The organism is Halobacteriovorax sp. BALOs_7, from assembly GCF_003612895.1.
Lineage (GTDB): Bacteria > Bdellovibrionota > Bacteriovoracia > Bacteriovoracales > Bacteriovoracaceae > Halobacteriovorax_A > Halobacteriovorax_A vibrionivorans.
The window spans coordinates 729,523-742,149 of record NZ_CP027772.1 but is presented as its reverse complement, the minus strand read 5'-3'; the positions used below and the strand labels follow the sequence as shown (position 1 = coordinate 742,149).

Here is a 12,627-nt window from a genome sequence, read left to right as displayed (position 1 = left end):
ACCAAAATCAGGAGGCATAGTATGCGTGCGATAATTGAGATATTTCTTGCGATATTATTTACAGTAATTTCAGGAACTACGGTTTTGAATCTATCAAGCCAAACGATAAAGAAAGAAGCCCTTTTGAAAGTTCAAAAGGGACTGCCTTCATTAGAGAGTTTTACAAAAAAAATGACTAATTAATCACAGTTACTTGAACAACATGATTCTTTTATAGGCTCTGCTTTCTTAATTTTTGATAGCTTAATTATGCTAATGCCACCTTTGATTACAACAAGAGAGACAATTCCTCCAATAATAAGGTCAGGAACATTACTCTTAAGAAAATATACCAAAACGCCGGAAAAAATCACTCCGGTATTAACGATTACATCATTAGCAGAAAATATCCAGCTGGCCTTCATGTGAACTTCTCCGTCTTTATGCTTATGAATCAATATAAGACACCAGAGGTTAGCGATAAGTGCAATTACTGAAACCACGATCATATAATTAGACAGTGGCTCACTTCCAAAATAGAATTTTCTACCAACCTCGACCAAGCAAAGCAGGCCAAGAGAGATTTGCATAATTCCGCTAAAATATGCCGCCTTATGCTTCATTGCAATCGACTTTCCAACGGCATAAAGACTTAAACCATACACAAATGAATCAGCTAACATATCAAGTCCATCAGCAAGAAGACCTGTTGATTCAGCATAAAATCCTAAAGCTATCTCAACAATGAACATCGTAAAATTTATTCCAAGCAGGTACTTTAGTGTTTTCGCTTCCACACTTGGGGCAATATCTGGAATATCATTTTCCGAAACCTCTTCAGAGTTTATTAACTCACCAGGAAGAGAAATAGCCTTTAAAGAATCTATGATTTGCTGGTTATCAACACTATGGTAGAAATCCACGGTCCTTGAATCTAAATCAAACTCCATTTTGGCAGTTGTGTCTAAGCTTTCCATCAACCCTTCGATCATTTTTATTTCCGAAGGGCAGTCCATCTTGTCTACTTTTACTTTTGTTTTCTTCATGTATTCACACTTGTTTCATCTTTTCTTCTGGAAGCTTCATAAACTTTTCAAATATTAAATATAAAACAGGCAATACTACCAAGGTTAAGATTGTCGATGAAAACAATCCTCCGATAACAACTGAAGCTAATGGCCTTTGGACCTCAGCTCCTACACTTGTTGAAAGCATCATCGGGACGAAACCAAACATTGCAACCATTGCGGTCATTAATACTGGACGAATTCTTAAAACAGTTCCTCGCTTAACTAAATCTATACCTCTTTGCCCTGCCTTTCTTAAGTCATTAAAGCAATTCATTAGGACGACACCATTCAAGACTGAGATTCCAGATAACGCAATAAAGCCAACTCCAGCTGAAATACTAAACGGAAGACCGTTAATATTTAAAGCGAGAACACCACCGACTAAGGCAAAGGGTACTCCCATAAATACTAGAATTGTCTGTGGCACGCTTCCAAATGCCATATAAATCATTGCTAATACAAGTAGTAATGCTAGGGGCGCAAAAATGGCCAAGCGATTTCTTGCCTGAATAAGGTTCTTGAAGTTTCCTCCCCACTCTAAATAACTACCCGGCGGAAGTTTTACTTCTTTTTCAACTTTTTCTTGAGCTGCACGGACAAATGTTTCAGTATCAACTCCTCTTGGGTTTATAAGTACTGCGACTCTACGTTTAGTTTGCTCTCGGTTAATAAGTCCATATCCTTCATCAAATTCGACTGTCGCAGCCTGATTTAAAGGAACAAGATTTCTTTCTCCAAGTTCCACAGGCAATGAACGAATGACATTCAAATCTGACCTGTTTTTTTCGTCAAGTCGAACTAAAACTGGAAACTTCTGAACACCTTCATAGATGTACCCAACTTCTTCTCCACCCATTGCTATGCTTATGGCCTCAAGGATTTCTCCTTTTGGAACACCAAGTGATGCTAAAATTTCTTGTTTCGGAGTAACAGTAAGGATTGGTGATGTACCTTGAAGCTCAGTCTCTGCATCACCAGCACCGGGAACGGTACGAATAACGCTAGCTATTTGTTCAGATATTTCAACTAAAGATTCAAAGTCATCTCCAAATACTTTTACAGAAACATCAGCTCTTGTACCTTCTAAAAGCTCATTAAAGCGCATTTGGATAGGTTGACTTACAAGTACTCGCTGTCCAGGAATTTCTTCTTCAAGACGCTTAACAATATCTTTAGTCAGCTCACTCCATGTTTCAGGTTGATCTTCTCCCTTTGGCCAATCTTCTTTTTCCTTAAACGTAATGAATGTGTCAGCTAAGTTGACCCCCATCGGATCAGTAGCAACTTCAGCAGTTCCTATGCGGCTAAAAACACTCTTTACTTGTGGGAATTTATTTATAATAGATTCTGATCTTTGTTGAAACCTTATGGCCTGATCGAGAGAAATATTTACAGGACGAACAAATTGAATAGTTCTCGATGCTTCATCCATTTGAGGTAAAAATTCTCCTCCTAGTCGACTAAAAAGTAAAACTCCTAAGAATATCGCTAGAGCACCTACTGTAACAGTTATCGACTTAAATCTCATCGCAAAATTAAGGAGAGGCTTATAAAAACGTTCTACTTGTTGCATGAGCCAAGGGTCTTTTTCAACTACATTTCCGCTCATAAAAGTACTGGCAAGTGCTGGCACGGTTGAAAAGGAAAGTGCCAATGCGCAGAAAACAGCTAATGCAAATGTTGCCGCCATTGGTTGAAACATTTTTCCTTCGATACCAGTCAATGCAAGTACTGGCAGGAAAACTACGATTATTATAAGCTCACCAAACCCAGAGGCGGTACGAATTTCAACAGTTGCTTCATAAATTGTTCGTTGTATTTCTTCTCTTGATAAACGTCTTCCTAATTCTTTTCCTGCATCATGAAGCTTTCGCACACAGTGATCTAGTACAATTACAGCACCGTCAACAATTATCCCAAAATCAAGAGCACCTAGACTCAATAGATTTCCAGAAATATTAAATAGCTTCATTAAAATGAATGTTAAAAGAAGAGAAAGTGGAATAACGACGGCCGTGATAACGGCGGCTCGAACATTTCCAAGTAAAAATAACAATATAAGGATTACTAGTCCTGCACCAGTTAAGAGATTATGTTCAATCGTACCGAGAGTTTTATTAACAAGGTCTGATCTATCGTACAAAACCTCCAATTTAATTTCGCTAGGAAGTGTTTTTTCAATTTCTTTTACTCGTTCAGCAACTCGCTGACTAACATCACGACTATTTTCCCCAAGAAGCATCATTGCCGTTCCAATTACTGCTTCTTTTCCACGAACGAGCGCAGCTCCTGTTCGCAATTCTGATGATATTTTTACCTGTGCAACATCTTTAACTAGTAATGTTGTTACTGAGTTTAATGGTTGAAGGGGGGTATTTTTTATATCATCAAGGTCAGACAGTAGGCCCTGTCCTTTTACAACAAATTGCTCACCAGATTGTTGTACATATCCACCACCAACATTCATGTTGGTCTTTTTCAAGGCATCAATTATGCTTGAAAAACTAACTCCATAACGTAAAAGCTTTTTAGGGTCAGGGATAACATGAAATTGCTTTTCATAACCCCCGATAGTGTTTACTTCAGCAATTCCCGGTACAGTAAGAAGTCTTGGTTTAACAAGCCACTCTTGCGCAGACCTTAGTTCCATTAGTTTTTCAAAACGTTCTTCTTTTGAGTCATCACTTTCTTCGTACTTAAGTGCATAAAAAAAGATTTCTCCTAAACCAGATGAAATTGGGCCTAGGTTTGGCTCTACTCCTTCCGGCAAGTCAGATGAGATTGACTGAAGGCGTTCAGATACTAATTGTCTAGCTCTGTAAATATCATATCCATCTTCAAAAACTACGGTTACAACCGATAGACCAAAACGGCTGATTGACCGTACTTGTTTTACTCCTGAAATTCCTCCCATTGAATTTTCTATTGGAAACGTTATTGATCGCTCAGCTTCTTCTGCTGAAAGTCCTCCAGCTTGAGCAAAAACTTGTACTTGAGTATTCGTTATGTCTGGAACAGCATCAATAGGAAGTTGAGTAAAACTAAACCATCCAGCTAAAGCTAACAGGAATGTAACAAAGAGTACTACTCCTCGGTGATAAACGGAAAAATATATTAATGTTTTCATATTAAGTTACCTAATTTTAATCTACACATGCATCGGCTTCTGGGCCAAACACGTCAAGTTCTACAACCCTTAATAGGCCGCTATTTTCAATCACTACTTTATCTCCAGCTTTGAACTGATTAGAGCTAAAAGTAGCTTTATCTCCCTCAAAGTTTGGTTCAATTTCAACAGCGCGATACCAGCCATCTCGAAGCCTATATGCAGAATAAAAATCTAAAAAACTAATAATAGATTTCTTGGGTACTGTTACAATCGCACTATTGACTTCTTTTACAGTGATATTGAGGTTATTTTTCGCCTTCTCCGATAACTTAAAGCCTTCCTTTTCATTTGCAGCGATAACTGCTTTGCCCGGACCTATTCGATCCTTTGTCTTTGATTCTTCTTCGGCCTGAGCAGTAAATACTGAGAAGATAGTAAATATAATTAAAAAATAGTTTTTCATAAAAATTCCTTTGGGACTTCACCAGAATATGATTGGAGCATCCAGTATAATTTATAAATACTTAACTCTTTTTCCTGTACGGCCTCTAGTGTTTCTAGGGTTGAACGATAGCTTTCAACAATGCCAGATGGCTGAATCATTCCTTTGGAAAAGAGTTCTAGTGACTCAGAAACAGATTTTTTTATATTTTTTTGAGAAGGACTACTTTTTAGAAATTGAGCAATATCATAATATTGCTCAAAATATGTTCTAACTTTAGTCGACTCTCTAAGTTTAGTTCTGCTGATAAGTGATTGCGCTTTCGATAGCTTGGCACGACTTTCTTGTTTCGCGCCGCCATTTGTATTAAATAAAGGTAGTACAAATTCAATTTTTGCGCCAAACTCTATATCACTTCCACTTTGCTTTTCCATAACCGGGCCAATTGATATTTCTGGCCACGCTTTACTTCTTTGATATTCAAATTCGCCTTTGACCTGAGCTAAAGAGGCTAGAGCTAACTTACTGCTAAATGTTTCTTTTACCGAGTTTTTCTTTAGTACAGGCCAATTTTTTCTTTCCCTAGAGATTAACTTTTCGGACTCTTTAATATTTCGACCAATTGACAACTCTAAGAGATTTTTGGTCAACTTAAAGTCTTGTTTTAATGAAAGGAGCTGAGTGTCTAAAACTGTACTTTGCATAGTAAAAATCGTGACTGCCGTTTTTTCTTCTGGTGTACGTACGGCCTTTCCTTTTAGACGCCTTGTAAGTGACTTAAGTGATTTTTTCATTTCTTCAAGTAAAGAAATTCTAGTAGAAAGCTGTCTATATTTCACTAAAGACTGTGAAATATCGGTCGCAACTCTGGCCTTAATAGATTGATCTTTTATTAAAGATTCATTGTTTTTTGCATTTGCAATTTCAATTCTAGCTGATCTTTTCCCGCCAATTTCGATAGGCTGTAAAATTGAGATATTTTGGTTCTTGTTAGAGTCGAAATTGAATTCAGACTCCACTTCGGGGTTCGGAATTTGTGCCGCTTCTGTACTACGTCCTTCTCTCTCTTCACGACTAAATTTTAGTGAAACAATTCTCTTATCCTTTAAAAGTGCACAAACGTAGAAATCGTTTGCAGACTTAATAGGTTCATTACAGTCGGTAGCATATATGGTTTGTGAAATTATTAAAAAGGGCATAATTGCCAAAATATATTTATACATATTTTTTGTATCCTTTTCCAAAACTTTGATTCTTACTTTTATTAGCACTACTTCTTCTGCAACGATCATAAGATCTCTTTTTAAGTTCAACTTTAAACTTAGAAAGATCCTCTTTAAAATTACCGTCAGGGTCAGGAAGTTTTGCTATCATATTGTAAAAAAGTTTTGATTCTTTAGTTGGAACTAGTCGGTGGTAAACCATTCGACCTTCTTTTTCGGCCATAAGAAGTCCTGAATTCCTGAGTGCTTTTAAGTGTCTGGAAATATTTACTTCTGGTTCTAAAAGTGCATCGGTCAGATCGCATAAGCAAACTTCTTCATTAGGCATGGAGACCAATACTCTTAAAATTCTAAGTCTGGTTCTATCTGATAAAGCTTTAAATATTTCTGTAGGTTCTATATTGACGTTGTACATACTTGCACTGTAGTGTAAGCATGTAAGTGTGTCAAACAAAACAATCGTACGAGGAGTAAAAATGAAAAAGACAGCTATTTTAATCGGATTAACTCTAGGTTTTTCGTTAATAAGTGCATCAGCAGATGAAATAACTGATAACTTTGTTAAACATTGCCAGAAGCATTGTAAAAAACAGAAGACCCCAGAAAAAATCCATAAATGTATAGAGAAAAAAGGTCGTCTGAATAAAAAGTTTAGAAAAACAAAGTGTTGGGAAGTTAATGAAATTTTTGAGAAAAAAGATGAGAAGTCAGAGTAATCTGATTTTTTATTAACACAATAACTCAAGGTATCTTCAAAGAAAAACAACCGCTCCCTAGAGGTCCAATTAAGAGTTAATCTCGCCTCAGGGAGTATTTGAAGAAGTATTTTCTTCAAGCTCATGAAATATTTAGATTTTTCCAGAAAATCTGGTTCTAAATAATTAAATAGGTTGTTAGTCAAAATCAAATTATTCCTCTTTCTTTATTTCAGCTCGTACATAAACTTCAGTATTATTTCCGAGTAAGTATCTTAAAAGCGTGTACTTTATCAAAACTGTTGCAGCGAGAAGGATTGTCCTTTCTCGTTGTAATAGTAAAACCCTTTGTTAGGGGATGATGGGTTAAGAATACACCATAGCCACTTAACTAAGTTTAAAACCAGCTAACTGCATTCGATGTCGCCCAAAACGTTCGCCTCTAAAGTGGTCACTTGGTGATCGGCTTTTTTTACATTGTTTTAGGCCAGATGAATCAGTTGTTTTGGTACAGTTTTCATTAATTTTCTGCTTACTTGCGCAGCCAACAGTAAAAAGTGAAAGTACTAAGATAAAAATAAAACTTTTCATTATATCCTCCGGGATATTATTAAATTTTAAAAAATAGATTAATTAAATCACGTAAAAACACGCAATTGTGCATTTAAAGCTACGCTTAAAGTTTAAGCGAGTTGTTTAAACGTGTGAGATTGGGGGCCTGTAAATTTCAAGGAGGTATGTGCTTTTGAATGTAAGCTCATAAGCAATTAAAGCACTGTTTTTTCTGAAGGCCATTCGTAAAGAATAACCTTTTGCATTTAAGAAACTAAAGCAACATGTAGCGCAGTCGTAGCAGTCCTGACAACAATCACTATTTTCAGATTGAGATTGATTTCCATTGTATAGGCTATTTGATACACCAACCGATTTGACTACGTAAGATGTGCTATATTTAGATATTTCACTGGCTTCAGCATTATTATATGTACTTCCAGTGAAATTAAATCCTGAAAGAAAGCATATATTTAAAATCAAAAAACAGCGAAAAAGTAACCTCATGTCAACCAATCTACAACAAAAAGATCACAGAATCAATAATTTCTTAAACTACTACTTGGCAAAAAATTAAGCCCCTCCGTAACCCCTCTTTCATCTATTCCCGCCAACCGTAAATAAACTCCGAGAGTTTTCAAATCCTTCCACCCACAAATCTTCATAACCTTAACAGGCTCCACTCCCGATCCAATAAGCTGAATAGCAAAACAAGCTCTCAAGGTATGGAATCTGATCTCAGGAAGGCCAATAGACCTACAAAACATCTTCAAGATCTTGGCCTGTTTACTGCCAGTCCAAAGAATATGCCTGGGAAGAACGTACTCAGACTTAGATTGGTTCTTTATCTCTAAAAGCAAGGAGCGAAGCTCGGAAGAAATAGGTACACTACGCCAGTAACCGGCCTTAGTGTCTTTGAACTCACCCACTTTAAAGTTATATGACCTCTCAACCTTAATAAGTGAGGCGTCAAAATCGACATCCTCCCACCTAAGAGCATATAGCTCACCGTTTCTCATTCCAGTAAGAAGTGCCATGGCCCAAATATAATACCAGTCATGATCCTGCACCTTGGCTTCATAAAGAAGCTTTCTAATTTCATGAGGCTTAAGTATCTCGGGCCTCTTATCTTGCTTAACGACAACCTTTAGCCCAAAGACAGGACTATGAGGGATTCCCCTAATGGCCCTGTTCTCAATGGCCCAGTTATAGATCATATTGATTGTGTTCTTTACGCGCTTTTGAAATGCCCTGCTTCTGCCCTCTTCGATGACTCGATCGAGGACTTCTCTCCCGTCACCTTTCGTAATTTGAGAAGCTGGCCTATCAAGCCAGCTCTCTGTCCAACGATGAAGCATTGAAACATAGTCTCTAATTGTTGTTGGGTTGTAGCTCTTTTCAATATAAGAAGGCTGGGCGACTTCGGCCGCCCATTTAGTAATGATCATTCTCCAAGTGAAACCATGCCCCTCTTCTTGGGCCACTTTTTGTGAAAGCTCTTGGATCAGTTTCTTTTCTTTACGAGTTGCTTCTGCCTTAGTCTTTAATCCTTTGATGCGTTTTTGACGCCTGATATGAGGCATAGCTCTACTTCTAATATTTACATAAACTGAAAATCGAGAATCGCCACAAGGCAAAGTTTCTTGAGTTACGGCCATTACTACCTCCTATGAAAATGAAGCTTCCAATAATTGATCCAGCTCAGCTCTCTTGAAATAAAGTCTTCGATTCCACTTTCGTTTAATCAAAATTCCCTTACTAACAAGAAGCCATACAGCATTACGCGTTTTGCCAAGGTATAAGGCCGCTTCGTCTGTATTGAGCCATGTCTTATTTAGAAAAGTCTTTTCCACCTTTCCCCCTAGTTAAGATTAGTGAACCCCACAAGCCGTGCGTTCACTTCCTCATACGTTTTGGTACCACCTTCGTTGGTTTTAAATGACTTCATCTCAGCTCTACCTTGAACAAAGACTTCGTATCCTTTCTTAAGGTATAAAGAACAAAGCTCAGCTTGTTTTTCCCAAACGACGACCTTTCTCCAATGGGGAGGAACATCTTTTCCCTTATTAATAGCTACCGATAAATCGCAGACAGGCTTGCCTTCTTTTGTGTACTTAAGCTCAGGATTCTTACCTAGCCTTCCCATAAATGTTTCGTATGTATTTTCCATTTTTAATTCTCCTTCTCTTAATTAATTCCAACCTTCTTAAGTAAAAAGTCATCAAAGGATAAGCTTTGCTTATTCTTCTTATTGAATTCTTCCCAAGCTCTTTCCAGCAACTCTCTTTTACTTAAGCTACATTCTTGAATTTTCTCAATGTCCTTTGATGAAATCTTATCGATTCCAAAAAGGGCCAAGTCTTTGAAAGTAATTTCCTTGCCGTAGTCTTTCTTATTAGTAGCTACAAGAAGATCAAATACCTTGCTAAGACTTTCCTTATCCTTTGAGAGATCGACAAAAAACTTTGTCTGATCTGGATTTATTTGGAATTCGGTCTTTGTATGTTTAGGCTTTCTTCCGCGCTTCTTAGGTGGCACAGTCTTCGCACCAGCACCCAAGTTTTCTTCTTTTTCAACACCATTCATATTCATTATTAATTACTCCTTGTTTTCTTATTCGCCCCTGCCATTTTCTTTTACTAGGGACATTGAGAGGGACTTTTTGACCTCCTTCACGAACTGGTAGAGGGAGGGAGGTCAAAAATCATCTCGATAATGGCCCGAAATCATTCAGTAAAATGGCAGGGGCGAATTTTGTTTAACTTCATTTGACTCTAATTTAACCTTTCTCATCACCAAAAAGACTCCTAAAGCTCAATTCTCTACCTAGATAGAAGCACTCTGACTTTTCATAATTAAATTTGGTTGCCGTCATTTGCTTATCTAGTATTAGAACGATGGCCTCTTGAATATCTTCCTTCATCTCCTCCAAAAAGCGTCGATAGGTTTTAAACAATGTCTCCTTATTCGTAATAAAGACGCCATAGGTAAAGACACTTCCTGTTGCATATCGACGGTACTTTTCTTTGACTCTGTTTTGTGACTTCTGAGTAAGCTCGACCTCTAATGCAAGTCTGAATATATCTTTTCCCTTACGCACGCTGGTTTCAGCATCTGGTAAGAGCTGATCGCCTGAGATCTGATGAAACATTCTCCCATTCATAAATGAGTCGTTCTTTAATAATTCTTTCAGAACTCGACTAACAATTAGATCATGGGTTAAATTCTCATCACAAATCTCATAGGTGTAATCATGGCCAGTAAACTTAAGGCCCTTATCTGTGAGATAAATATGTTTATTCTTTCTGCCAAGAAGAATCCCTTTTACAAGTCCGTGTGCTTCAAGCTTTCGGACTTTCTTTAAAAGGTTATGATATCCAACCTCGTAATTGCACATTTCACTTAGACTTTTCATGTCCACGACTTTCCATTGACCAACAATATTGATGATGTCCTCATAAACTCCTTGGGGAACAAAACTAGCTTTCATCACCTTCCCTCTACCAATAAAGACCTGCGCTTATTTACTGAATAAGGTTTGTTCTTTTTGGATTCCCTAGTATTCTCTTTTTCGATAACTACCTCCTTATTTATAAATTTGACGTTATCCCAAACGATTTTAGGGTCGATGTACTTCACGTTAAGAAGATCAACTTTTGTTGGGTAGTGCCTCAAAAATACACATTGCCCCACATTTAAATTCTTTAGGATATTGGAATGAACAATTAGCTCCTCAACTGTTCTTTGTGATCCTTGGGCCTGCTCTTCCCCATCTTGAACACGCATTGTCTGTTTCTTTGACTCCATCGTTCCGATAGATTCGGCAAATAAGCCTGCCCCATCCTTAATTCTCTGCTTAAAAAGAAACCAATTAGAAGTATTCTCCAAGACTTGAGTACAAAGCTCAGGGTCATATTTTGCGATATCACTTGGTGATTGAAAGGCAAAAGTAAGCTCCATCTTTGCCCCTCTTACCTTGTTTAGAATTTCAATAAACTCATCCGTGATAATGGCCGAAAGCTCATCAATATAGAGCCCCATCTTATTAAGCTGGTCTTCATTAATAGGAGTAATATCTCGGTAGGTTCTATAAGCAGAATAAGAAATGTCTCCTAGAATAACTTTCCCAAGAGACCTGGCAATCTCAGCAAAGCCAAGAACAGATAGTCCGATATAGACGCATTTATTACTCTTTCTAATATCAGAAAAGCTAAGTCCATCTGCCCTATTAAGTTTCTGACCAAAGTCAGATCTCATAAGCTTCTTAAGCCGTGATAAAATCCCTTGAATGTCATCTCGCTTATAAAGGCTCTCTTCTTTATTCTTAGAATCACTTATTTCAATTAGCTTATTGTAGATACTTTCAAGATTGACTAGCTCATCTTTACTCTTAAGGATTGAAACCGCATCCTCGATAGCATCACGACAAATTTGAGCGTAATGTTCCTCACTCCAAGTAAAGGATTTAAAAATTCTGTCTGCTATATTTGTACTTGATCCATCCTTAACAGGATTTAAGGCACTAGCTCCCTCGCCATTCCAGTATTCAGAAAATACATAGAAATCACGACCTGTTAGCTTACAAAGATTAATAAAGTTTAAAAGTGATCCGTTATCGCCCTTTGGATCAATAAAGACCACGGGTTTTCCTTGTCTCATGTCTTCAAACATAAGAGCATCAAGAAGAACTGTTTTTCCAGAACCACTGGCCCCAACGACTGCCGTATGAGCTGACTTATTAATCTCACTGCCCATAATATTTCGCTTAGATGTTACGGAATAGCCTATGGCCTCATCAAGCAGAGTGCGTCTGTCATTTTTAAGATCATCTCTTTCAATCTTCTTAATGGTATTTTTATTATTTCTTTTAAAGACGTACTTATCCATTCCTAGAACAAGTCCTGTGGCCATCAATTGGCTTAGTTTTAAAAGAATCTCTGACATTAGATCAATTACAGGAACAAGGGCCTCTCCAAGCCCAAAGTCTCCTGACTGCTTTTTATTGCTCATTGTTTTCTCCTTCTGAGTCGCTATTAATTGAATCAGGTGTCTCTCCGTAGGCGTGCTCGTAAACGTCAAAGGCCGGAATATAAAAAGTTTTGTTCCCTTTTTTTACGTAACGCTCTTTGGATTGATATTTGATTAGAAACTGTCTATTTACTTTGCCCTTAAGCTTTTCAGGTAGTTCTTTAACTGGAACCTTGTAAGCCTCTTCCTTGCTGAGGTTTGCGTCTATATTGAGATTTCCGAGACCTATCTCAATTGCATTTGGATCATACGGGATATTCGTTTTCTTCTTATCCATAAGCATTTGATCGAGCTTATAGTTCCTGGGATCATCCTTATAAAGTGCATAGCCAGCAAGAGCCGCAAGGCCCGCGCCCACGAGTCCAAAGACTGCCGCGTTTGCACCGCGACTTTCTTTATTAGGACTAAGCATTGCTCCTGCTGTGGCCCCTGTTGCACCACCTGCTAAAGAGCTATAGACAAGAGTTTTCTTCATGGTTGAGCATGAGGTCACACTCAAAATTAAAATTCCTAAAAGTATTCGTTTCAT

General features: G+C 37.7%; 15 protein-coding genes. 2 read left to right on the top strand and 13 right to left on the bottom strand.

Translation table 11 applies throughout. The annotated features are described in order from the left end of the window. Positions 1–21: 21 nt before the first annotated feature. Entirely contained in the window at positions 22–183 is a 162-nt protein-coding gene (locus tag BALOs_RS15140; protein ID WP_162929520.1) for a hypothetical protein, read from the top strand. On the opposite strand, the gene BALOs_RS03625 is transcribed toward BALOs_RS15140, so the two are convergent. The 5 genes from BALOs_RS03625 to BALOs_RS15135 are packed head-to-tail and all read right to left on the bottom strand — an operon-like array spanning position 180 to position 6,238. After that, positions 180–1,025 carry a cation transporter gene (locus tag BALOs_RS03625; protein ID WP_120404294.1) on the bottom strand — a complete coding sequence of 282 codons (846 nt, stop codon included), beginning with the start codon at positions 1,023–1,025 and terminating at the stop codon, positions 180–182. The two genes, BALOs_RS15140 and BALOs_RS03625, sit on opposite strands and share 4 nt — an antisense overlap. Positions 1,026–1,029: 4 nt before the next feature. Continuing rightward, positions 1,030–4,176: an efflux RND transporter permease subunit gene (locus BALOs_RS03620; RefSeq protein WP_120404293.1), complete on the bottom strand. Its 3,147-nt coding sequence runs from the start codon at positions 4,174–4,176 to the stop codon at positions 1,030–1,032. Between the two features lie 16 nt (positions 4,177–4,192). After that, on the bottom strand, positions 4,193–4,621 hold the full coding sequence (locus BALOs_RS03615) for a hypothetical protein (RefSeq protein WP_120404292.1): 429 nt from the start codon (positions 4,619–4,621) through the stop codon (positions 4,193–4,195). Beyond that, complete coding sequence (locus tag BALOs_RS03610) at positions 4,618–5,892, bottom strand: TolC family protein (protein ID WP_120404291.1); 1,275 nt, start codon at positions 5,890–5,892, stop codon at positions 4,618–4,620. Before BALOs_RS03610 ends, BALOs_RS03615 begins: the two co-directional genes overlap by 4 nt. Then, positions 5,816–6,238 (bottom strand): helix-turn-helix transcriptional regulator, encoded by a 423-nt coding sequence (locus tag BALOs_RS15135; protein ID WP_162929519.1) that lies wholly within the window; start codon positions 6,236–6,238, stop codon positions 5,816–5,818. The genes BALOs_RS03610 and BALOs_RS15135 overlap by 77 nt, the downstream gene beginning before the upstream one ends. 61 nt (positions 6,239–6,299) lie before the next feature. Here BALOs_RS15135 and BALOs_RS15130 point away from each other — a divergent pair, with 61 nt between their 5' ends. Continuing rightward, the gene (locus tag BALOs_RS15130; protein WP_162929518.1) at positions 6,300–6,539 is read left to right on the top strand and encodes a hypothetical protein; all 240 of its coding nucleotides are present in this window, start codon (positions 6,300–6,302) and stop codon (positions 6,537–6,539) included. 366 nt (positions 6,540–6,905) lie between these two features. Here the strand turns inward: BALOs_RS15130 and BALOs_RS03600 are convergent, their stop codons facing one another. From BALOs_RS03600 to BALOs_RS03565, 8 genes are all read right to left on the bottom strand, one after another. Next, entirely contained in the window at positions 6,906–7,109 is a 204-nt protein-coding gene (locus tag BALOs_RS03600; protein ID WP_120404289.1) for a hypothetical protein, read from the bottom strand. A 500-nt stretch (positions 7,110–7,609) separates the two neighbouring features. Beyond that, positions 7,610–8,728 carry a site-specific integrase gene (locus tag BALOs_RS03595; protein ID WP_120404288.1) on the bottom strand — a complete coding sequence of 373 codons (1,119 nt, stop codon included), beginning with the start codon at positions 8,726–8,728 and terminating at the stop codon, positions 7,610–7,612. A gap of 9 nt (positions 8,729–8,737) precedes the next feature. Next, positions 8,738–8,923 (bottom strand): helix-turn-helix domain-containing protein, encoded by a 186-nt coding sequence (locus BALOs_RS03590; protein WP_021265689.1) that lies wholly within the window; start codon positions 8,921–8,923, stop codon positions 8,738–8,740. 8 nt (positions 8,924–8,931) lie between these two features. After that, complete coding sequence (locus BALOs_RS03585) at positions 8,932–9,240, bottom strand: single-stranded DNA-binding protein (protein ID WP_021265699.1); 309 nt, start codon at positions 9,238–9,240, stop codon at positions 8,932–8,934. Between the two features lie 17 nt (positions 9,241–9,257). Further along, positions 9,258–9,662, bottom strand: coding sequence for a hypothetical protein (locus BALOs_RS03580; protein ID WP_120404287.1), 405 nt, complete (start codon positions 9,660–9,662; stop codon positions 9,258–9,260). A gap of 187 nt (positions 9,663–9,849) precedes the next feature. Next, positions 9,850–10,560, bottom strand: a complete 711-nt coding sequence (locus BALOs_RS03575; RefSeq protein WP_120404286.1) for a hypothetical protein — start codon at positions 10,558–10,560, stop codon at positions 9,850–9,852. Then, entirely contained in the window at positions 10,560–12,080 is a 1,521-nt protein-coding gene (locus tag BALOs_RS03570) for a helicase HerA domain-containing protein (RefSeq protein ID WP_120404285.1), read from the bottom strand. The genes BALOs_RS03575 and BALOs_RS03570 overlap by 1 nt, the downstream gene beginning before the upstream one ends. Beyond that, on the bottom strand, positions 12,070–12,627 hold the full coding sequence (locus BALOs_RS03565; RefSeq protein ID WP_162929517.1) for a hypothetical protein: 558 nt from the start codon (positions 12,625–12,627) through the stop codon (positions 12,070–12,072). The genes BALOs_RS03570 and BALOs_RS03565 overlap by 11 nt, the downstream gene beginning before the upstream one ends.